Annotated in this window: 19 protein-coding genes; 13 read left to right on the top strand and 6 right to left on the bottom strand. The window is 72.7% G+C overall.

Annotation, left to right across the window (positions count from 1 at the left end; genetic code table 11):
* Window positions 1-8: 8 nt before the first annotated feature.
* Window positions 9-1,184, top strand: coding sequence for a glycosyltransferase (locus ACIP94_RS28945; protein WP_402431895.1), 1,176 nt, complete (start codon window positions 9-11; stop codon window positions 1,182-1,184).
* Window positions 1,185-1,202: 18 nt separating this feature from the next.
* Here the strand turns inward: ACIP94_RS28945 and ACIP94_RS28940 are convergent, their stop codons facing one another.
* Window positions 1,203-2,525 carry a TerD family protein gene (locus tag ACIP94_RS28940; RefSeq protein ID WP_402431892.1) on the bottom strand — a complete coding sequence of 441 codons (1,323 nt, stop codon included), beginning with the start codon at window positions 2,523-2,525 and terminating at the stop codon, window positions 1,203-1,205.
* Window positions 2,526-2,822: 297 nt separating this feature from the next.
* Here ACIP94_RS28940 and ACIP94_RS28935 point away from each other — a divergent pair, with 297 nt between their 5' ends.
* The 4 genes from ACIP94_RS28935 (at window position 2,823) to ACIP94_RS28920 (ending at window position 7,675) form a co-directional block, all read left to right on the top strand.
* Window positions 2,823-3,263, top strand: coding sequence for a DUF6643 family protein (locus ACIP94_RS28935; protein ID WP_402431889.1), 441 nt, complete (start codon window positions 2,823-2,825; stop codon window positions 3,261-3,263).
* Between the two features lie 49 nt (window positions 3,264-3,312).
* Complete coding sequence (locus ACIP94_RS28930) at window positions 3,313-4,137, top strand: MOSC domain-containing protein (RefSeq protein ID WP_402431886.1); 825 nt, start codon at window positions 3,313-3,315, stop codon at window positions 4,135-4,137.
* 367 nt (window positions 4,138-4,504) lie between these two features.
* A complete protein-coding gene (locus ACIP94_RS28925) occupies window positions 4,505-5,110 on the top strand; it encodes a hypothetical protein (protein ID WP_402431883.1) in 606 nt (201 codons plus the stop codon).
* Window positions 5,111-5,233: 123 nt separating this feature from the next.
* Entirely contained in the window at window positions 5,234-7,675 is a 2,442-nt protein-coding gene (locus ACIP94_RS28920) for a right-handed parallel beta-helix repeat-containing protein (protein WP_402431880.1), read from the top strand.
* On the opposite strand, the gene ACIP94_RS28915 is transcribed toward ACIP94_RS28920, so the two are convergent.
* The gene (locus ACIP94_RS28915; protein ID WP_402431877.1) at window positions 7,645-10,044 is read right to left on the bottom strand and encodes a hypothetical protein; all 2,400 of its coding nucleotides are present in this window, start codon (window positions 10,042-10,044) and stop codon (window positions 7,645-7,647) included. The two genes, ACIP94_RS28920 and ACIP94_RS28915, sit on opposite strands and share 31 nt — an antisense overlap.
* A 274-nt stretch (window positions 10,045-10,318) precedes the next feature.
* On the opposite strand from ACIP94_RS28915, the gene ACIP94_RS28910 reads away from it, so the two are divergent.
* Entirely contained in the window at window positions 10,319-11,146 is an 828-nt protein-coding gene (locus ACIP94_RS28910; RefSeq protein ID WP_402431874.1) for a DeoR/GlpR family DNA-binding transcription regulator, read from the top strand.
* A gap of 80 nt (window positions 11,147-11,226) precedes the next feature.
* On the top strand, window positions 11,227-11,745 hold the full coding sequence (locus ACIP94_RS28905; protein WP_402431871.1) for an SRPBCC family protein: 519 nt from the start codon (window positions 11,227-11,229) through the stop codon (window positions 11,743-11,745).
* On the opposite strand, the gene ACIP94_RS28900 is transcribed toward ACIP94_RS28905, so the two are convergent.
* Window positions 11,713-12,837, bottom strand: coding sequence for a PLP-dependent cysteine synthase family protein (locus ACIP94_RS28900; RefSeq protein WP_402431868.1), 1,125 nt, complete (start codon window positions 12,835-12,837; stop codon window positions 11,713-11,715). The genes ACIP94_RS28905 and ACIP94_RS28900 overlap by 33 nt on opposite strands.
* Window positions 12,838-13,259: 422 nt before the next feature.
* On the opposite strand from ACIP94_RS28900, the gene ACIP94_RS28895 reads away from it, so the two are divergent.
* Window positions 13,260-13,583 (top strand): hypothetical protein, encoded by a 324-nt coding sequence (locus ACIP94_RS28895; RefSeq protein WP_402431865.1) that lies wholly within the window; start codon window positions 13,260-13,262, stop codon window positions 13,581-13,583.
* A gap of 242 nt (window positions 13,584-13,825) precedes the next feature.
* On the top strand, window positions 13,826-14,350 hold the full coding sequence (locus ACIP94_RS28890; protein WP_402431862.1) for an ATP-binding protein: 525 nt from the start codon (window positions 13,826-13,828) through the stop codon (window positions 14,348-14,350).
* A gap of 78 nt (window positions 14,351-14,428) precedes the next feature.
* On the opposite strand, the gene ACIP94_RS28885 is transcribed toward ACIP94_RS28890, so the two are convergent.
* Window positions 14,429-14,716 carry an SHOCT domain-containing protein gene (locus ACIP94_RS28885; protein WP_402432194.1) on the bottom strand — a complete coding sequence of 96 codons (288 nt, stop codon included), beginning with the start codon at window positions 14,714-14,716 and terminating at the stop codon, window positions 14,429-14,431.
* Window positions 14,717-14,891: 175 nt separating this feature from the next.
* Between ACIP94_RS28885 and ACIP94_RS28880 the strand changes: the two genes are divergently transcribed.
* From ACIP94_RS28880 to ACIP94_RS28865, 4 genes are read left to right on the top strand one after another with little or no spacing between them, the layout of a single operon-like run.
* Window positions 14,892-15,452 (top strand): TetR/AcrR family transcriptional regulator, encoded by a 561-nt coding sequence (locus ACIP94_RS28880; protein ID WP_402431859.1) that lies wholly within the window; start codon window positions 14,892-14,894, stop codon window positions 15,450-15,452.
* Between the two features lie 16 nt (window positions 15,453-15,468).
* Window positions 15,469-15,864 (top strand): cupin domain-containing protein, encoded by a 396-nt coding sequence (locus ACIP94_RS28875; protein ID WP_402431856.1) that lies wholly within the window; start codon window positions 15,469-15,471, stop codon window positions 15,862-15,864.
* An 11-nt stretch (window positions 15,865-15,875) separates the two neighbouring features.
* Window positions 15,876-16,460, top strand: a complete 585-nt coding sequence (locus ACIP94_RS28870) for a DUF4865 family protein (RefSeq protein ID WP_402431853.1) — start codon at window positions 15,876-15,878, stop codon at window positions 16,458-16,460.
* Window positions 16,457-17,365 carry a phosphotriesterase gene (locus tag ACIP94_RS28865; RefSeq protein ID WP_402431850.1) on the top strand — a complete coding sequence of 303 codons (909 nt, stop codon included), beginning with the start codon at window positions 16,457-16,459 and terminating at the stop codon, window positions 17,363-17,365. Before ACIP94_RS28870 ends, ACIP94_RS28865 begins: the two co-directional genes overlap by 4 nt.
* Window positions 17,366-17,381: 16 nt before the next feature.
* On the opposite strand, the gene ACIP94_RS28860 is transcribed toward ACIP94_RS28865, so the two are convergent.
* Window positions 17,382-18,626 carry an ROK family protein gene (locus ACIP94_RS28860; protein ID WP_402431847.1) on the bottom strand — a complete coding sequence of 415 codons (1,245 nt, stop codon included), beginning with the start codon at window positions 18,624-18,626 and terminating at the stop codon, window positions 17,382-17,384.
* Complete coding sequence (locus ACIP94_RS28855; RefSeq protein ID WP_402431845.1) at window positions 18,623-19,312, bottom strand: alpha-ketoglutarate-dependent dioxygenase AlkB family protein; 690 nt, start codon at window positions 19,310-19,312, stop codon at window positions 18,623-18,625. Before ACIP94_RS28855 ends, ACIP94_RS28860 begins: the two co-directional genes overlap by 4 nt.
* Window positions 19,313-19,448: the final 136 nt, after the last annotated feature.

The following is a 19,448-nucleotide window of genomic DNA, read 5'->3' as shown; positions in this document are numbered from 1 at the left end:
TGCGACGGGTGACTGCCCTTGTGTGGATCGCCGTCGTGTCGTTGGCCTCCTGGTTGTGGCTGCTGCTCGGCCACGGTTTCTTCTGGCGTACGGATCTACGGTTGCCGCCGCGGCGGGAGCCGGAGTCCTGGCCGTCCGTCTGTGTCGTCGTACCGGCGCGGGACGAGGCGGCGGTCCTGCCCCAGAGCCTTCCGTCGTTGCTCGCACAGGACTATCCCGGACGGGCCGAGGTCATCCTCGTCGATGACGGCAGCTCGGACGGCACCGGAGAGCTGGCCCGCGCGCTGGCCGAGCGGCACGGCGGGCTGCCGCTCACGGTCGACTCCCCCGGTGAGCCACCCATGGGCTGGACGGGCAAGCTGTGGGCCGTACGGCACGGAATCGCCCTCGCACGCGCACGTACCCCCGCATACCTGCTTCTGACGGATGCCGACATCGCGCATGCGCCCGACAGCCTGCGGGAGTTGGTGGCGGCGGCACGCACCGGCGGTTTCGATCTGGTGTCGCAGATGGCCCGGCTCCGGGTGGACAGTGTCTGGGAGCGGCTCGTCGTGCCCGCCTTCGTGTACTTCTTCGCGCAGCTGTACCCCTTCCGGTGGATCGCGGTGAAGGGATCCCGGACGGCGGCGGCCGCGGGCGGCTGTGTACTGCTGCGTACCGAGGCAGCCGAGCGGGCGCGCATCCCCGACGCCATCCGGGGAGCGGTGATCGACGACGTGGCGCTCGCGCGGGCGGTCAAGGCCGGCGGCGGCCATATCTGGCTGGGGCTCGCCGACCGGGTCGACAGCGTGCGTCCCTATCCTCGGCTGCACGACCTGTGGCGGATGGTCTCACGCAGCGCGTATGCGCAGTTGCGGCACAGTCCGCTGCTGCTCCTCGGCACGGTGCTCGGGCTCACCGTCGTCTACCTGGTGCCGTCCCTGACGATCGTGGCGGGAGTCGTCAGCGGGAACACGGCCGTGATGGTGGTCGGCGGTCTCGCGAAGCTGGTGATGACGGCGACGTACATCCCGATGCTGCGTTACTACCGGCAACCGCTGTGGCTCTCGGTGCTGCTGCCGGTCACCGCCTTTCTGTATCTCCTGATGACGGTCGATTCGGCGGTGCAGCACTACCGGGGGCGCGGTGCGGCTTGGAAGGGCCGCACCTATGCCCGCCCCGACGCGGCGTTCGAAGAGCGGTGAGGCGGGCGGACGGGCCGGTCACTTCCTGCCGGGGGTCCAGTTCATGCCCCACCCGTAGGCGCGGTCGATGGTGCGCTGGGGGCTCACCCCCCGCTCGGGGACCAGGTAGCGGGCCTCGCGCTGGACGACCAGGTCGCCGCCGCTGTTCGTGAGGAGAGCGAGGGCGCACACGGTCGAGGGCACCGTGCACTCGTCGAGGGAGAACTCGATGGGTGCGCCGTGCTGCGGCCGGAGTGTGACCGTGGCGTGCAGGTCGGCGAAGGAGCGGGCGCCCTCGTAGATGGTGACGAAGACGAGGATGCGCCGGAGGCTCTGCTTGTGGTCGAGGTTGACGGTGAGGTTCTCGCCGGTCTCCACGGCGCCGGTGCGGTCGTCGCCGTCGAGATGGATGTACGGCGGCCGGTGCAGCGACCCGAAGGCGTTGCCGAGGGCCTGGACGACTCCCTTGCTGCCGTCGGACAGCTCGTAGAGGGCGCACAGGTCCAGGTCGAGGTCCGAGTGCCGGGCCACCGCCCGGCCGTGCTTGCCGCCCCATCCCGAGAACTGTTTACGCGTCTGCCAGTTGAGGTTCACCCGCAGGACACCGGAGGTGCCGCCCTGCTTGGCCAGCGAGACCGACGGGGCCTGCTTGGTGAGCGTGACCTTGGTGAGGCGGACCGGACTGGACGGGACGGACGGCGGGTTCGGGGGCGGGAGCGGCGTCCCGTACGCGCCCGTGGAAGCCGGAGCGGTCACCGGGGAGGGCGGGGCGACGGGCGGGAGCGGCGCGGTGACCGCCGGCGTGGGGGGCGTGGGTGCGGGCCCGGTGGGCCGTGGAGCCTGCGGCGGCTCGTCCACCGTGATCCCGTAGTCGGTGGCCAGCCCCTCGAGTCCGCTGTCGTAGCCCTGTCCGACGGCACGGAACTTCCAGGCGCCCTGACGACGGTAGAACTCCCCGAGCACGAACGCCGTCTCCACGGTCGCGGTGGGGTCGAAGCGCGCCACCTCCGTACCCCGCCCGGCGTCGAGCACCCGGATGTACAGGCCGGGCACCTGCCCGAACGTCCCACCGTCGGCGGAGGCGGCGAGCACCACGGTCTCGATCGCGGGCTCCACGCGCGCGAGGTCGATGAGGAGAGCATCGGTCACCTGGCCGCCCAGATCCCGCTTGCCCTCGTGACGCACCGCGCCGGAGGAGTGGGCCGGCTGGTTGTAGAAGACGAAGTCGCCGTCGCCGCGGACCTTCCCGGAGACCAGCAGCAGCGCCGAGGCGTCCGCGTCGGGGACGCCCGGTCCGGAACGCCAGCCCAATTCGACACGCAGAGCCGTTGTCGGCACCCGGAGGTTGGATCCTTTCGACATTGACATGTCCGCCCCCATCACCTGTCGCGCCGCCGGGGAAGGGATCCGGGCGGGCCGTCGCATCCGTTCCGGACAACCTATTCTCCCGGGCCCCGAACTCCCATCACCGGCGCCGAAGAGCGATGGTCAACCGCCGGTAACCCGCCTGGAACTCGGCCTTTACGCGATCCAAACCCCGAGTGCTGCCCTTTTTTGACAAGTTCGCTCGCATTGGGGATCCCGCGTCACCCCGGGCACGGAAAACAACCCTCTTATCGGTCTCCCCAACCAGCACATCGTGGGCTTAACTTATGTGCCATGACCTCCCCCCGCTCCACCTATGGCGGCGGCTACTACTCCGCGTCGCCCTTCCCGGACACTCCGATCTACGACAGGCTCGTCGCCGAGCGGGGCACCCCGCAGATCGCTCCGATCCGGGTCCCCTCCGCGTACGAGACGCCGGGCAGCAACCTGCCCGCACTGCCGTCGGCGCTTCCCGCGCTGCCGGCCGGCCCCTCCCATGCCCCGGCCTACGGCTACCCCCAGGTTCCGCAGCCCATGCCGATGCAGCAGGCTCCAACCGCGTACATCCCGCAGCAGGCGGGTCCGCGCGGCTATCCGGGCCCGCAGCAGATGCAGCAGCCGCGCCCGATGGCCGCTCCCACCGGCTACGAGGCGATGCGCCCCGCGGCACCGCGCCCCGCCCCGGCGGCGTACCAGGACCCGTACAACAACGGGCAGCAGTACCGCGGATACTGATCCACCGCGTGGCGTGAGGCCGTCGGTGCGCAAATGGCACGATGGCCTCATGCCGACACCAGCGCTGCACTCGATTCACGTCCACCCGGTCAAGGCATTGCGGGGCCAGCGGCTCCACGAGGCCGTGGTGGAGCCATGGGGGCTGTCCGGGGACCGGCGCTGGGCACTCATCGACGAGACGGGCAGGGTCGTGACCCAACGCGAGCAGCCACGCCTCGCGCTGGCCGCCGCCGAGTCCCTGCCCGACGGCGGCGTCCGGGTGTCCGCCTCCGGCCGGGGGCCGCTGAGCGTGTCCGTCCCCGAGCCGGCCGGCACGACGACGGCGCGGTGGGCGGGAGAGAAGATCGAGACGGTGCCGGCCGCCCCCGGGGCAAGCGAGTGGTTCAGCGCGTACCTCGGCGAACGGGTGACCCTCGTCCATCTCGACGACCCCGCGCACCGCCGCCCCATCGACCCGCCGTACGGGCGCCCGGGCGAGACCGTCAGCCTGGCCGACGGCTTTCCGCTGCTGCTCACCACGCTCGCCTCCCTGGACGCCCTCAACTCCCTGATCGCACAGGGTGATCATCCCGACGAGGGCCCGCTGCCCATGAACCGGTTCCGGCCGAACGTCGTCGTGTCCGGAACGGCACCCTGGGCCGAGGACGACTGGGAGCGGATCGCGATCGGCGAGGTCGAGTTCCGGATCGCCAAGATGTGCGGGCGCTGCGTGGTGACGACCACGGACCAGACCACCGCCGAGCGCGGCAAGGAGCCCCTGCGGACCCTCGGCCGCCATCGGCGCATCGACGGCCGGCTGATCTTCGGCCAGAATCTGGTGCCGCTGAAGCGCGGGACGGTCAGCATCGGGGATCCGGTCGAGATTCTCGGATGAGGCGCGCCACGATCCCCTGGTGAGCAGGGCGCCGGGCGGCCCGGCGGCCCCCTTGCCCCGTCTCCCCTCCCCGACGAACCCCCATTCCCCGGCCGTGTCCCCACCCAGCCGTCCGTCCCTCCGCCCCTCCCCCGCATCCCGACGCGGCCGCCGGACCGGGAGACCCCGCGTCTCACCGGCCGAGCGGGGTCCACGATTCGTCCCGTCGGTGGGAACCCGGGCAGCCGACGCGGTCGTTGAGTGTGCGTGAGACGTTCATGAGAGACCGGTGAGGCGGAAGAGGGGTGATATGGCTCTCTCTTCACCGGTTCCGCACATGAACGGGCGGTCGGGGGGGTTATGACGGAGGCGGAAGGGGGTGCGGGACGTGCGAGCAATCGGCGGCCTGTGGCGCTGGCGGCGCAATCCGCTGCGCCGTACGACCGATCTGGTCGAGGCCTGGCTGGCGCTGATCACCCTGGTACTGGTCCTCGTCGCCGCGCCGGTGGCGGGCGCCGTGATCGGGACGGTCGCCCAGAACTCCCTGCAGCGGTCCGTGCGGGCCCAGCAGCGCACCCACCACCAGGTGGCGGCCACGGTCGTCAGACGGCTCAACCGTGCCCCGCTGGAGCCGGATCCGGAATCCCCCGCGGCACGGCAGAGACAGAGCCGTGTCCTCGCCGACTGGACCGCCCCCGACGGCACCGCCCGGCGCGGCACGGTCCTGGCCGACCTCGACTCCCCGCACCGGGGCGACCAGTTCGCGCTCTGGACCGACGACTACGGCCGCATAGTGGCCCGCCCGCTGGACCGTGCCACCGCGACGATGCACGCCGTGCTGGCCGGATTCGGCGCGGCGGCGATGGCCGCCGGGCTGATAGAGGCCGGCCGCCGCCTGATCGTCTGGCGCATGCTCCGGCGCCGGTACGCCCGCTGGGACCAGGCATGGGACAAGGCGGGCCCGGACTGGGGCCGTACCGGGACGGGCAGTTGACGGCCTGCGGACTCCGGTCAACCAGCGGCGTCCGCGCACGCTACGGTGGACCGACCGGGCTGTTCGGCTGTCCGGCATCTTCGCGAGAGCCCGCGTGAGCAGAGGTGGGGGCACAGCAGCGCCATGGCACAGGGCACGGTCCAGGTGACGCACACCGGCACTTCGCGGTGGCGGCGCCGCACGGGTGAGTACGCATCGCTCGCCGCCGCCCTGGAGGCCGCGGGCGACGGAGACGTCCTCACCGTCGCCCCGGGCACCTACCGGGAGAACCTCGTCGTGCAGCGGGCGGTGACGCTGCGCGGTCCCGAGGGCTCCCCCGGCTCCGTGCGCATCGCGCCGGTGGACGGCGTGCCGCTGACCGTGCGGGCCTCCGCCGTGGTCCAGGACCTGCATGTCGAGGGCCAGGACGCGGCCGCGCCCGCGGTGCTCGTGGAGGCGGGCACCCCGGAGCTGGTCGATGTGCGGGTCATGACGCGGTCCGCGGCCGGTATCGAGGTCCGTGGCGGCGCGCGCCCCACGGTCCGCCGCTGCACGGTCGACAACCCGGCCGGCATCGGCATCGCGGTCGTCGACGGCGGTGGCGGGGTGTTCGAGGAGTGCGAGGTCGTGGCGGCCGGCCAGACCGGCGTCGCGGTCCGCGGCGGCGCGCATCCGCGGCTGGAGCGCTGCCGGGTGCACCACACCTCGGGCGCCGGCCTGTCGGCGACCGGTGAGAACTCGGCGCTGGAGGCGGTCGGTTGTGAGGTGTACGAGGTCCGGGGCTCCGGAGTGCAGGTCACGGGACGGGGCACCGCGCATCTGACGGACTGCGATGTGCACCGGACCACCGCGGACGGCATCACGCTGGACACCGACGCGGTGATGACCCTGGCCGACTGCCGTATCCACGACATCCCGGAGAACGCGGTCGATCTGCGGTCCCGTTCGGTGCTCACGCTCACCCGCACGACGGTGCGGCAGTTCGGGCGCAACGGCCTGTCGGTGTGGGACCCGGGCACGCGTGTGGACGCCAACCAGTGCGAGATCTTCGACAGCACCGGTGACTATCCGGCGGTGTGGGTCAGCGACGGGGCAACCGCCGTCCTCGAGGCGTGCCGGGTGCACGACGTGCCCGACGCCCTGTTCGTCCTCGACCGCGGTTCACGCGCGGACGTCGTGGACAGCGATCTCACTCAGGTGCGCAACACCGCGGTGTCGGTGAGCGACGGGGCCACCGCGCAGCTGGACGACTGCCGGATCCGGGACGCGGCGACGGGCGCCTGGTTCCGGGACCACGGCAGCGGTGGCACGCTGTCGGGCTGCGCCATCGACGGCACCCAGACGGGCGTGATCGTCACCAAGGGCGCCGACCCCACCATCGAGCGCTGCGCGGTGACCTCACCGTCGGAGGCGGGTTTCTACGTCTCCGCGGGCGGCCGGGGCAGCTTCCTGAACTGCCGGGTCACGGACAGCGGTGGCTACGGCTTCCATGTGATCGACGGCTGCCGGGCGACACTGAGGAAGTGCCGCACGGAGCGCTGCACCCGCGGGGGCTACGAGTTCGCGGACGGCGGCCCCGGCGCGCCCGAGGGCGGCGCCGCGATCGTCGAGGACTGCACGAGTGACGAGAGCGCCGGACTTCGGCCGATGGTGGCCCACGAGTCCGCCGTGCAGCCGACGACCCAGTCGACCGGTCTGCTCGGCGCGATCCCCGGCCAGCGCATCACCGAGCAGGAGCCCTTCGTCGCCCCCGCCCCGGAGTCGGATAAGCCGGCGCGAACGTCGACGGCGGTGCTCGGGGAACTCGACGCGCTGGTGGGCCTGGAGAGCGTCAAGCGCGAGGTCCGCGCGCTCACCGACATGATCGAGGTGGGGCGCCGCCGGCAGCAGGCCGGCCTCAAGGCGGCCTCCGTGCGGCGCCATCTGGTGTTCACGGGCTCTCCCGGCACCGGCAAGACGACCGTGGCCCGGCTCTACGGCGAGATCCTGGCGTCGCTCGGTGTGCTGGAGAAGGGCCATCTCGTGGAGGTGTCCCGGGTCGACCTGGTCGGCGAGCACATCGGCTCCACCGCCATCCGCACCCAGGAAGCCTTCGACCGGGCGCGCGGCGGGGTGCTGTTCATCGACGAGGCGTATGCGCTGTCCCCGGAGGACTCCGGACGGGACTTCGGACGTGAGGCGATCGACACGCTGGTGAAGCTGATGGAGGACCACCGGGAGGCGGTCGTGGTGATCGTCGCGGGCTACACGGCGGAGATGGAGCGCTTCCTCTCCGTCAACCCCGGTGTGGCCTCCCGCTTCTCACGCGTCATCACCTTCGGTGACTACGGGCCGGAGGAGCTGCTGCGGATCGTGGAGCAGCAGGCGGATGAGCACGAGTACCGGCTGGGCCCGGGTACGGGCGAGGCGCTGCTCAAGTACTTCGGCGAGATCCCCAAGGGACCGGCGTTCGGCAACGGACGTACCGCACGCCAGACCTTCGAGGCGATGGTGGAGCGGCACGCGGGCCGGGTCGCCCAGTTGGCGGAGCCGAGCACGGAGGACCTGAGCCTGCTCTACCCGGAGGATCTGCCCGAGCTGCCCTGACCCGTGCCCCCGGAGCCCTCGTCGTCCGGCCCGGGCGGCGTGCCCGCCGGACGTGGTCCGGGCAGTCCGGGCCGCAGTCGTGCGAGCAGCCGGGCGCGTTCCTCGGCGAACGCCGGGTCCGCCTGGTAGTGCCCGTGCCCGAGAATCGGCGCGGGCAGCGGATGGCGGGGTGTGCGGCCGTAGGCGAGCGGGTCCTTGAGCGGTGCCCGGTCCACCTGCGGGCCGCAGTCGCCGGGCAGCCGGATCGGGCCGCCGATCGGGTCGGTCAGGCGGTGCAGATTGCGCCAGCAGTCGACCTCGCGGTGCAGGGAGCTGAGCGCGGCCGGGCCGAAGTACGCCGGGAACCAGCGCCCGTACAGCCGCTCGAGGGGTGAGCCGTAGGTCAGCATGCCCACCCGCCCGCGTACCGAGGGCCTCAGCTGCCAGGCGGCGGCAGCCGCCAGCACGCTCCCCTGGGAGTGGCCGGACAGCACGATGCGTCCGCCGCTCTGGCGCATCCAGGTGTCCATCCGCCAGGTGAGGTCGGGCACGGCGCGTTCGGCGTAGCACGGCGGGGCGAAGGGGTGGGCCGCGCGCGGCCAGAAGGTGCCGACGTCCCACAGGATGCCGATGGTGCGGCGCGCGGAGGCGTCCCTGTAGGCGCGGCGGCCCCAGGTGACGAAGACGAGGAAGCCGACACCGATCAGCCAGGAGCCGAGTGTCTGCACGGTCTCGGCCGTGCCCCGGATGGCGGGCTGGGCGGTGTGCGCGGCGCCCGCCGGCGTGTCGTCGGTGGCGACGGCGCCCACCAGGGCGGCCGCCCCGAGCAGCAGGGTCATGGCGGAGGTGACGCCCACGACGAGCGGGGCCCGGTCGGTGAGCGTGGCCATCGCGCGGCTTCCCGCGATGCGCGCGGTACGGGCCGAGTCGGTGGGCTCGCCCCGGTGGTCGCGTTCGACCTCGGCCGCCTCGGCGCGCCGCAGCAGCCGGGTGCGTCGGGCCAGCAGGCCGGCCAGGCCCAGCAGGACGATCAGCAACGGCGGGATGGTGGACGCCTGCCAGGTGAGCAGGACCGGTGGCCCGGCCAGCGAGTGGCCGGTGCCGTCCAGCCAGTCGGCGACCCGCTGGGCCACGCCGCCGGACATCACCCCGCCCAGCGCACAGGCGAGCAGCGCGACGGCGGGTCCGGCCAGTCCCCGCAGCGCGGTGCGTGGGTCGGGGTGGGCGCGGTACAGGACGTGCGCGACGACGGCGAGCGCGAGAATGAGGGCCCCCTGCGCCAGGGTCAGTGCGCCGAACGTCGGGGCACCCGGCAGCCGCCCCTGTGACCGCCAACCGGGACGCGACCAGCCCGCGTAGACCATGGCCGCGACCACCAGCGCGAGCGCGCCCGCGGGCAGCAGACGCACCACGGTGCGGTCGAGTTGCCGGTCGAGCAGGTTCTCGGTGCGCCCCCGCCGGCACACCACGGCCACCACCAGCACCGCGACCGCGATGAGCGTGGCCTCCAGCAGCAGACCGGTCAGGTGCAGCGTGCTCGCGCCGTGGCGGCGGTCGTCGTGTACGGCGGAGCCGGTGAGGGCGGCGGCCACGGTGAGGAAGCCGGCGGCGGTGTGTGCGGCGCGCAGCCGGGCCACGAGGCGGCGGCCGTACCAGAACCCGGGGCGGCCGAGCGCGGGGCGGTGCGGGTTCTCGTCGGGCTCCGGCGGGCGGGGGATCGGCTCCTGGGACTCGTAGGCGCACCAGGTGCGGTGCGACAGATACCAGAGCAGGCCGGTGAGGGCGGTGGGCACCACGGCGGCCAGGGCCAGGCGCCGGCCGGGCAGGCTCCACCAGCCCGCCGAGGCGCCGGCCGGAGAGAGAAACCCGAGCCAGGCGTGGCGCCGGGCGCAGGCGCGGGTGCCCGCACACTGCCAGGCCGCGAGGTCCAAGGCCACCTCGCAGGCGGCGGCGACCAGCAGCACGGTCAAAGTGAGCCCGATGAGCCGCACGATCAGCCCGTGGAGACGGACGGTCTGCCGCCGGTCGGTCGTCGTGGGCCGCATCCAGTGGGCCAGGTTGGCCACCATGAACGGCAGCAGCAACAGCCACAGGGTGCGCGCGGCGTTTCCCGAGGTGAGGTTGCACCAGACGTACGCCTCGGGCACCGGGCGGCCGTGCCGGTCGTCAGGGTGCCGCTCCGCCTCCGCGTCGCCGGCGCGCCGGTACATGGCTGCCGTGTCGTCGCCGGTGATCCGGACCGTGCGGGGATCGCCGAGCATCTCCCCGGGCGTGGTGCCGCCGACGCCGTGGACCAGGAGCTCCAGGGCCGTCATGGTCTCCGTGGACGCCGGTCCGGCGGCGCCGCGGTCCCCCTCATGTTTCCGTGCACCCTCCACTGTTTCGCACATCCCCCGTGCCGCGTACGGTGTGTCGTCGCAGGCTCAGGATCGCCTCCGGCGTGACGGTGCACACGTGTTGTCACGGAATCTCCCCGATATGTGTGACGACGCGGGGCAAGGAACGAGCAGGTCCCGGGGCGCGGGCGGTGGCGCCGGTGGAGGCGACCCATGCGAGGATGAGACCTCCTCGGCGCCGGTGACGGGAGAATGGCCTCGTGGACGCCGGTGCGGATGGTCTGTCGGAAATTCGGGTGAATTCGGGATGAAGGAGAACGGAGCGAACGTGAGTGAGAATCAGAACCTCCTCGCGGAGCAGCGCCGTGCCCTGATCCTCGACGAGGTGCGACGGCGCGGCGGCGTCCGGGTCAACGAACTGACACGCAAGCTCGGCGTCTCCGACATGACCGTCCGTCGCGACCTCGACGCGCTCGCCCGTCAGGGTGTCCTCGAGAAGGTGCACGGCGGTGCCGTGCCGGTGGTGGAGGCGAGCACCCACGAGCCGGGCTTCGAGGCCAAGTCGGGCCTGGAGCTGACGGCCAAGGAGGACATCGCGCGCGCGGCGGCCGAGCTGGTCGCGCCGGGCACGGCGATCGCCCTCTCCGGTGGTACGACGACCTACGCGCTGGCCCACCGCCTGGTCGACGTGCCCGAGCTGACCGTCGTCACCAACTCGGTGCGGGTGGCGGACGTCTTCCACTCGGCGCAGCGCACCTCGGGCCCGCGGCAGGGTGCCGCCACCGTCGTGCTGACCGGTGGGGTGCGCACCCCGTCCGACTCCCTGGTGGGGCCCGTCGCCGATCAGGCGATCGCGTCGCTCCACTTCGATGTGCTGTTCCTCGGGGTGCACGGCATATCGGTGGAGGCGGGTCTGTCGACGCCGAACCTCGCGGAGGCCGAGACCAACCGGCGGCTCGTGCAGTCGGCACGCCGTGTCGTGGTGGTCGCCGACCACACCAAGTGGGGCACGGTGGGCCTGAGTTCGTTCGCCACGCTGGAACAGGTCGACACGCTGGTGACCGACGCGGGGCTGCCGGGCGAGGCGCGCGCGGAGATCTCGGAGCACCTGCGGCTGATGGTGGCCGGGGAGACCGAGGACGCTGCAGACATCTGACGGTCCGCCAGCTAGGGTGACGCACCCGGCGCCATCCGCTCGCGCCCGGGGCACCGGTGCCCCCGAGGAGGTCGTCGCCCATGGCACGCCGTCTGCGCCCGGTGGAGCGGGACTTCACGCGGACCGCCCCTGTGCGGCTGGTGTTCGCCCGGGAGATCGCGGCGCCCCCGGAGCGGGTGTTCCGGGCCCTCGCAAAGGAGGTCTCCGGCTGGAGCGAGTGGTTCACCGCGGTGACCTCGGTCCACCCGGTCGACGGCGGTGCCGGGCGCGAGGTGCGCCTCATGGGCGGCACCCGCTTCCGGGAGACGGTCGTCGCGGCCGTGCCGCACGAGGTGTACGCATACCGGGTCGACGAGACGAACGCGCCGGGGCTGCGCGCGCTCCTGGAGGAGTGGCGGCTGACACCGGCGGGCACGGGCACCCGTGTGCAGTGGACCTTCGCGGCCGACGGGCCGGGTGTTCTGCTGTTTGGCCTGCGATGGGCACGCGGGGGCCTCGGGCGCGCGTTCAGGGGCGCGATGACGGCCCTGGAGGCGAGGCTGGCGGCGGAGGGCGCCGGGCCGGGGTCAGCCCGGCCACACTCCGGTCGCCAGAAGTGAGGTGATCGCCGCCGAGTACGGCGCGATGTCGAGTCGCTGCTCGGCGAGCCACGTGTCGGAGTAGTACTTGTCGAGGTAGCGGTCGCCCGGGTCGCACAGCAGGGACACCACACTGCCGGTGCGCCCCTCCGCCACCATCTCCGCGACGATCTTCAGCGCGCTCCACAGCCCGGTGCCGGTCGAGCCGCCGGCCCTGCGGCCGATGGCCCCCTCCAGGGCCCGTACCGCGGCGACGGCGGCGGCGTCGGGGACCTTCATCATCCGGTCGATGGCGCCGGGCACAAAGCTGGGCTCCATCCGGGGCCGGCCGATGCCCTCGATGCGTGAGCCGCTCTCACAGGTGACGTCCGGGTCGCCCGTGGTCCACCCTGCGAAGAAACACGAGTTCTCCGGGTCCGCGACGCAGATGCGCGTGTCGTACCCCATGTAGTGCACATACCGCGCGATGGTCGCCGAGGTGCCGCCGGTGCCGGCCGTGGCGACGATCCACGCGGGCTCCGGGAACCGCTCCAGCTCCAACTGGCGGAAGACGGATTCGGCGATGTTGTTGTTGCCGCGCCAGTCGGTGGCCCGTTCAGCGTAGGTGAACTGGTCCATGTAGTGGCCGCCGGTCTCCGCCGCGAGGGCGGCCGAGGCCTCGTACATCTTGCGCGGGTCGTCCACGAAGTGGCACTGCCCGCCGTGGAATTCGATGAGCCGGCACTTCTCGGCGCTCGTCGTGCGGGGCATGACCGCGATGAAGGGCACGCCGATGAGCCCCGCGAAGTACGCCTCGGAGACGGCCGTCGAACCGCTGGACGCCTCGATCACCGGGCGCCCCGGGCGGATCCAGCCGTTGCACAGTCCGTACAGGAACAGCGAGCGGGCAAGGCGGTGCTTGAGGCTTCCGGTGGGGTGTGTCGACTCGTCCTTCAGATACAGGTCGATGCCGCAGTGCTCGGGCAGCGGGAAGCGCAGCAGATGCGTGTCGGCCGAGCGGTTCGCGTCGGCCTGCACCTTGCGAACGGCCTCTTTGAGCCAGGTGCGGTACTCGGCGTCGCTGCGATCGACGTCGAGCGTCTCGCCGGGGCGGGTGATCTGGGGAGTGCTCACGGCGGGGCTCCTTAGCGGGGGTGTGCCGAGGCCGGTTCACACGGTCGGACGTCACGCATCATAAACAGCTTTCACATGGCTTCTCACCTGCATAAACGCATCTTTGAGCAGCTCAAAGGCCTCCCTTGCGGAGCGGCGGAAAACGGTGGGGGCGCATCCGCGCGAGTGCGCCGGTTGCCCGGCGCGCCCCCGCCGTGTGCACTGGTGCGAGGCGCCGGGTGCGGGCAGACTGCACGGCGAGGAACGCCGGTCGGTGCAGCCTGGCGTCACCGGGGCACCGGCCTGCGCGGAATCGGTTACTCGATCACGACCGGACTCGATCACGACCGGACTCGATCAGCGCCACGCCGGATCGCGCGCCGCGCGGGATCCGGACGGGATCCGGTACGGACACAGGCGAACGCGCGAGGGGGCGGGGCATCATGGCGGAGCCGGAGTTCACGGCCACGGGTGTGCGGATCGGGAAGGGACTGCGGTCGCTCACCCGGGCCGGAGAGGTCCGGATCAGCGACGGCCGGCTGCGTCTGCTCACGAGTTACGGCAGCGAGATCGACAGCGCGCCGGTGCAGGCGGTGCGCGCGTCGAAACCCTGGTTCGCGCCGGAGGGCCGGGCGTCGGCGGACCTCAACGGCACCCGCTATTCGCTGACGCTCGGCGGCCACGACCCCGCTCCGGGGCAGCAGGGACAGCCGTCGGCGCGACGGTTCATCGAGGCGGTGCGCAGGGCGTCGGGGCGGGGCGGCTGAGCGGAGCGCGAGTTGCGGTACGTCACCCCGTGCGTCACGCTGGTCTCACATCACTCTGGGTTTACCGGCGATCACGCTGAAGAACCAGCCCGCCGGTACGACAGCGGGCGGCCCCCGTACGAAGCCGTACCGCACCAAGCGGCCGGAGTACTCAGCCGCACAGCAGGCGGCGGGTACGCCCAGCCCTCCTGCTGGATCCGATCTCCGTCTTCTTCCGGACCTCAGTTCGAGGAGTCGCAGCCGTGATCAGCCAGCCAAGCAGGCACTGCACGGTGGAGCTCCAAGCCCTGCCGTCGCGGATCGGCCAGGTCCGCAGAATCGTATCGGCGCAGTTGCGCTACTGGCACCTCGATCCCTTGATAGACCGGGCCTCCCTGGGTGTGACGGAGTTGTTGACCAACGTCCACCTGCACGCACAGCCCGACAAGTCGTGCACCGTGGAGATGGAACTGCTGCTGGACCGGCTCACCGTCTCGGTGCACGACCACGACCCGCGCCTGCCGGAGCTGCGCGAGCCGGATCCCACCGCCACCAGCGGACGTGGCCTGGCGATGGTCGCCGCACTCGCCGACAGCTGGGGCGTACGGCCGGACGGCGACTCGGGCAAGGTCGTCTGGTTCGCGCTGCCCGCGCCGTCGCCGGCGCCGGCCGGCCCGGTTCCCGGCCTCACGCCGTACGAGAGGGCCCTGGAGGCTCCGCCCCGCGCGCTCGCGGTCGACGAGAGCAGGACACAACACGCTCCCGCCCGGTCAGCCGTTGCCGGCTGACCGGGCGGTGACCCCTGTCCCGTAGGAGCGCGGCTTTCGCCCGCCCGGCGACCGGCACCCCAACGGCAGCCGCACCGCTCAGGCCGCCCGCTCCCTGCCCGCACGGCCGAACTGCTCGTCCAGGACGGCCAGTCGGCGCCAGTACTCGTCCTCGTCGATCTCGCCGGAGGCGAAACGGCGGCCGAGCACGGCGATCGGCGAGTCGGCCGACGGACGGCCGTCCACTCCGCGCCACGGGGCTCCGCGGCCGCGCCAGGCGGTGCGGCGGACGGCGGTGACGACGCCGGCGACCACGGCCGCCCAGATCAAAGGGACGAACAGGATCCAGGGGCCGGGACCGCCGTCGCCAAGAGCCAGGGTCTGCATCTCGGTCATCTCCTCGGTGGGTTCTCGGTGATGCCCCCAGATTCGCGCCGGCAAGGGTGCGAGGTCGTCGTACGACCGGCGGCAGTGCGCGTACCCCTTCGGGAGTACGGGGACCTCCGCCGTTGCTCCTTGGGGTTCCTCGACTTCTGTACCTATTAGTATGTACAGTACTTTCATGAACACTCCGGAGCGGCTGATCGAGTCCACCCGCGAACTGCTGTGGGAGCGCGGCTACGTGGGCACCAGCCCCAAGGCGATCCTGGAGCGCTCCGGCGCCGGCCAGGGCAGTATGTACCACCACTTCAAGGGCAAGCCGGACCTGGCGCTGGCCGCCATCCGCCGCACCGCCGAGGAGATGCGCGCCACCGCGCAGGCCGTGCTCGCCGGCCCCGGGACGCCGTACGAACGCATCGAGGCGTATCTGCGGCGTGAGCGCGACGTGCTGCGCGGCTGTCCCGTCGGCCGGTTGACGATGGATCCCGACGTGATCGCCAGCGACGCTCTGCGGGCCCCCGTCGACGAGACGATCGACTGGCTGCGCGAGCAGCTCGCGCAGCTCGTCGAAGAGGGCAAGGAACAGGGCCGATTCGCGCAGTCCCTGGACGCGGAGGAGATCGCGGCCACCATCCTCGCGACCGTCCAGGGCGGCTATGTCCTGGCCCGCGCCTCGGGTTCGCCGGCCGCCTTCGACACGGCGGTCCGGGGCCTGCTCTCCCTTCTCCGGCCGACCTCCTGAAGGAGTCCCCGCACCCATGCAGATCACCAGACGGCGTCCCGACACCCTGCGCGGACCGGCGGAGCACTTCACCGGAACGGTCTGGCTGGACGAGATCGCCGCCCCGCGGCCGCCGTCCCGGCTGCGGATGTTCAACGTCCACTTCGCGCCCGGCGCCCACACCGCCTGGCACCGCCACCCGCACGGCCAGGTCCTGCACGTCCTGGAGGGCGAGGGACTGGTCCAGCGCAGGGGCGGTGACATCGAGGCGATCCGGGCGGGCGACACCGTGTGGATCGACCCGGGCGAATGGCACTGGCACGGAGCCGCGCCGCGCACCTTCATGACCCATCTCGCGGTCGTCGAGGCGGCTGAGGACGGCACGACCACCGAGTGGGACGCCCACGTCGGCCACGGCACGTACCCCGCCTGAGGAGGCATCCGATGCACGCCATGCAGTACGAGCTGAACCTGCCCGCCGACTACGACATGGACATCATCCGCGACCGTGTGTCCCGCGTCGGGCATCTGCTGGACGACTGGGACGGCCTCGGCTTCAAGACGTACCTCGTACGGGAGCGGGGAGTGCACGGCTCATCCGTCAACCAGTACGCGCCGTTCTACCTCTGGAACACCGTCGAGGGCATGAACACCTTCCTGTGGACGGGCCCCTTCCAAGGGCTCGTCGACGACTTCGGGCGGCCGGTGGTCCGGCGGTGGACGGGGCTGGCATACGAGGAGGGGGCCGCCGCGGGCTCGCCCGCCGTGGTCGCGGTGCGCAGGCGCGAGCGGGTTCCCGACGGCGTGGAGTTGTCCGAGGCCTTGGAGGACGTGGTGCGCGAGACCGGGCGGCTGGCCGCGGGGGACGGCGCGGTGCTCGCGGCCGCGGCCGTCGACACCTGCGGCTGGGAGGTGGTCCACTTCTCGCTCTGGGACCACGACAAGCCCAAGGCGCCCGGCGATGTGTTCCAGGTACTGCACATGTCGGCACCGGGGAGGGAGCGGTTGCCCCGCGGACGACAGTGGTGAGGCGTGTCCGTACCGTTCTCGGGGACCTGCGCCCCGAGGAGCTGGGTGTGTGCGACGCCCACGACCACCTGTTCTTCGCCAGTCCCCAACTGCCCGGACAGGAGTTGCGCGAGGTGTCGGCGGCCCGGGCGGAGCTGACCGCCTTCCAGGCCCGGGGCGGTGGAGGCGTGGTGCAGTGGACGCCATACGGTCTGGGGCGTCGCGCCGCGGATCTGCCGGCGCTGTCCCGGCAGACCGGTGTGCATGTGGTGGCGGCTACCGGACTGCACCAGGCGGCGCACTACGACGACGCGACGCTCGACGGGCTGCGCGGCAGGCTCGCCGACGTCTTCGTCGCCGAACTCACCGAGGGCATCGGCACGTCCGGGGTCCGGGCCGGGCTCATCAAGGTGGCGGGCGGCTTCCACACCCTCGACGCGCACGCGCGCTGGACGATGACCGCCTCGGCCGAGGCACACCACGCGACGGGCGCGCCCATCGCCGTCCACCTGGAGCTGGGCACGGCGGCCCTCGACGTACTCGACCTGCTGTGCGGAACGCTGGACGTCGAGCCGCACCGGGTGATCCTGGGCCATCTCAACCGCTTCCCCGACTCGGTGATGCAGCGCCAGGCAGCCGAAAGCGGCTGTCACCTCGCGTTCGACGGACCGTCACGCGCCCACCACGCCATCGACTGGCGGCTGCCGGACGCCCTGCGGGCCCTGGCCGACGCCGGCTTCGGCGACCGGCTCCTCCTGGGCGGCGACACGACGACGGCCGCGGCCCGCTCGGTCGACGGCGGCCCCGGGATGCCGTATCTGCTGCGCCGGCTGCGGCCGAGGCTGGAGGCCGCCCTGGGCGCGGACCTGGTGGACCGCATCCTCACGGAGAACCCCGGGCGGGCCTTCGCCGTGGAGTGGCGCTGAGCAGGGGGTCGCGACGCTAGACGCCCGCCAGCGCCGCCGGTGGGTCGTCGAGCACCGGCTGCCATGCCAGCTCGGCCGCCCCCACCAGGCTGTTGTGGTCGAGGGTGCACGCGAGGATGGGGACGCCGCCGCTGCGGCCCCACAGGCTGCGGTCGGCGACGACGGCGCGCAGCCGCTCGGGGTCCGCGTCGAGCAGGGTGCGGTGCAGTCCGCCGAGGATGATCCGGTCCGGGTTGAGGATGTTGACCAGCCCGGCGAGGCCGAGGCCCAGCCGGTCGATCAGGATCTCGACGGCGGTGCGCACGGCCGGGTCGGCGGGGTAGTCGTCGCGGATCAGGTCATTGGCCTGTTGGAGTTGCGACACCGCGGGGCCCGCGTCGCGGCAGGCCGCCGTCAGGAAGGCCGGCGGGTCCGCCTCCACGTCCAGACAGCCTCGGCTGCCGCAGTGGCAGGGGCGGCCCTCGGGGTTGACGGTGAGATGTCCCACCTCCAGCGCGAGCCCCGAACTTCCGGTGTGCAGCCGTCCGTCCAGCACCAGCGCACCGCCCACGCCCCGGTGACCGGTGGCCACGCACAACAGGTCCCGGGAGCCGCGTCCCGCGCCGTGCCGGTGTTCGGCGAGCGCGGCGAGGTTGATGTCGTTGGCGGCGAAGGCGGGCCCGGGGATGCCGGCGGCACGCACCTGCTCGGCGAAGATCTCCCGCACGGGGGCGCCCGCCGGCCAGGCCAGATGCAGCGGGTTGAGCGCGAGGCCCTCGGGTTCGGCGACCGCGGACGGCACGGCGAGCCCCGCGCCCACACAGCGCCGACCGGTCTCGCGCAGCAGCTCGGCGCCCGTCTCGACCACCGAGCCGAGCACCTTCGCCGGGTCGGCGTCAACGGTCTCGCAGCCTGGCGCGGTCGCGACGATCCGGCCGCCCAGCCCGACGAGCGCGGCCCGGAAGCCGTCCGCGTGCACCTGGGCGGCGAGTGCCACCGGCCCGTCCTCGGCGACCTCGAGCCGGTGCGAGGGCCGGCCCTGCGCACCGGCGGCTGCACCGGGGTGCGCGTCGACCCGGATCAGGCCCAGGGCCTCCAGTTCGGCGGCGACCGCTCCGGCGGTGGCCCGGGTGACACCCAGCTCGGCGGTGAGCACGGCACGCGTCGGCGCACGCCCGGTGTGCACCAGCTCCAGTGCGGGACCGAGCGCACCGCGCCCCCGGTCCAGCCGCGTCCGGGTGTTCGGTTCCCCTGCCGTCCGGGGGGCCTCCTTGCCAGTCATGAGGGCGAGTCTCCCATGATCCGTTCCGGGTCCGGCCGGAAGCCGCCGACCCTCAGCGTGATGTTCAGCCGGCCCGTCAGCCCGAGCGAGGGGGGCGCCGTGCCGGGACGCACCCGGGGCACTCCGTGGTAGGCGAGCCGCGCGGGGCCGCCGAAGACGAACAGATCCCCGCTGCGCAGCTCGACATCCGTGTACGGGCGGGCCCTTGTCGCGGTGTTGCCGAAGCGGAAGACACAGGTGTCGCCGAGGCTCAGCGACACCACGGGGGCGCCGGACCTCTCGTCGCTGTCGCGGTGCATGCCCATGCGGGCGTCCGCGTCGTAGTAGTTGACCAGGGCGATGTCGTAGGGCTCCGCCGGCACGGCCTCCGGGCCGAGGGCGGCCCAGACCGCCTCGCGGGCCAGCACCGCGAGCCAGTCCGGAAGCGGCTTGACGGGGGCGCCGTCGCCGTCGACGGCCGTGCGGGCGTAGCCGTAGGGGTACCAGTGCAGACCGAGGCACACCTGGCGCGAGGTCATCGTGCCGCCGCCGGGGGTGCGCACGGTCCGCAGTCCCGCGGGCGGCCGGGCCCACCCCCGGCAGGCTTCGAGCAGCCGATGCTGCCGATCCGCGTCCAGCCAGTCGGGCACATGGACGGCGCCGGGTGCGATCCGCACGCGGCTTCGCGGAAACAGCTCGGCGTCCATGGCCCCATCATCACGTATCCGGCCGGGCGGGCGGAGGCGCGCGGGCCCGGGGCACGGGGCTCGGCCCGGCCCTGCCTCCGGGGGCCGTCGCCCGCGGCCGAAGACCGGGGCCGAGCTGCGCCTCGGCTAGCCTGGA

This window comes from Streptomyces sp. NPDC093261 (assembly GCF_044753645.1).
In the GTDB taxonomy this organism is placed as follows: domain Bacteria; phylum Actinomycetota; class Actinomycetes; order Streptomycetales; family Streptomycetaceae; genus Streptomyces.
Note: the sequence above shows the minus strand (reverse complement) of the source record. Positions and strands in the feature narration are given on the sequence as shown.

Excerpts from the sequence above, each read along its gene's own strand:
- ACIP94_RS28935 (WP_402431889.1), top strand. The coding sequence starts at position 2,823 with ATGACCTCCCCCCGCTCCACCTATGGCGGCGGCTACTACTCCGCGTCG.
- ACIP94_RS28915 (WP_402431877.1), bottom strand. The coding sequence starts at position 10,044 with ATGTGCGAAACAGTGGAGGGTGCACGGAAACATGAGGGGGACCGCGGC.
- ACIP94_RS28940 (WP_402431892.1), bottom strand. The coding sequence starts at position 2,525 with ATGTCGAAAGGATCCAACCTCCGGGTGCCGACAACGGCTCTGCGTGTC.
- ACIP94_RS28860 (WP_402431847.1), bottom strand. The coding sequence starts at position 18,626 with ATGACTGGCAAGGAGGCCCCCCGGACGGCAGGGGAACCGAACACCCGG.
- ACIP94_RS28880 (WP_402431859.1), top strand. The coding sequence starts at position 14,892 with ATGAACACTCCGGAGCGGCTGATCGAGTCCACCCGCGAACTGCTGTGG.
- ACIP94_RS28920 (WP_402431880.1), top strand. The coding sequence starts at position 5,234 with ATGGCACAGGGCACGGTCCAGGTGACGCACACCGGCACTTCGCGGTGG.
- ACIP94_RS28895 (WP_402431865.1), top strand. The coding sequence starts at position 13,260 with ATGGCGGAGCCGGAGTTCACGGCCACGGGTGTGCGGATCGGGAAGGGA.
- ACIP94_RS28855 (WP_402431845.1), bottom strand. The coding sequence starts at position 19,312 with ATGGACGCCGAGCTGTTTCCGCGAAGCCGCGTGCGGATCGCACCCGGC.
- ACIP94_RS28870 (WP_402431853.1), top strand. The coding sequence starts at position 15,876 with ATGCACGCCATGCAGTACGAGCTGAACCTGCCCGCCGACTACGACATG.
- ACIP94_RS28905 (WP_402431871.1), top strand. The coding sequence starts at position 11,227 with ATGGCACGCCGTCTGCGCCCGGTGGAGCGGGACTTCACGCGGACCGCC.
- ACIP94_RS28930 (WP_402431886.1), top strand. The coding sequence starts at position 3,313 with ATGCCGACACCAGCGCTGCACTCGATTCACGTCCACCCGGTCAAGGCA.
- ACIP94_RS28885 (WP_402432194.1), bottom strand. The coding sequence starts at position 14,716 with ATGCAGACCCTGGCTCTTGGCGACGGCGGTCCCGGCCCCTGGATCCTG.
- ACIP94_RS28875 (WP_402431856.1), top strand. The coding sequence starts at position 15,469 with ATGCAGATCACCAGACGGCGTCCCGACACCCTGCGCGGACCGGCGGAG.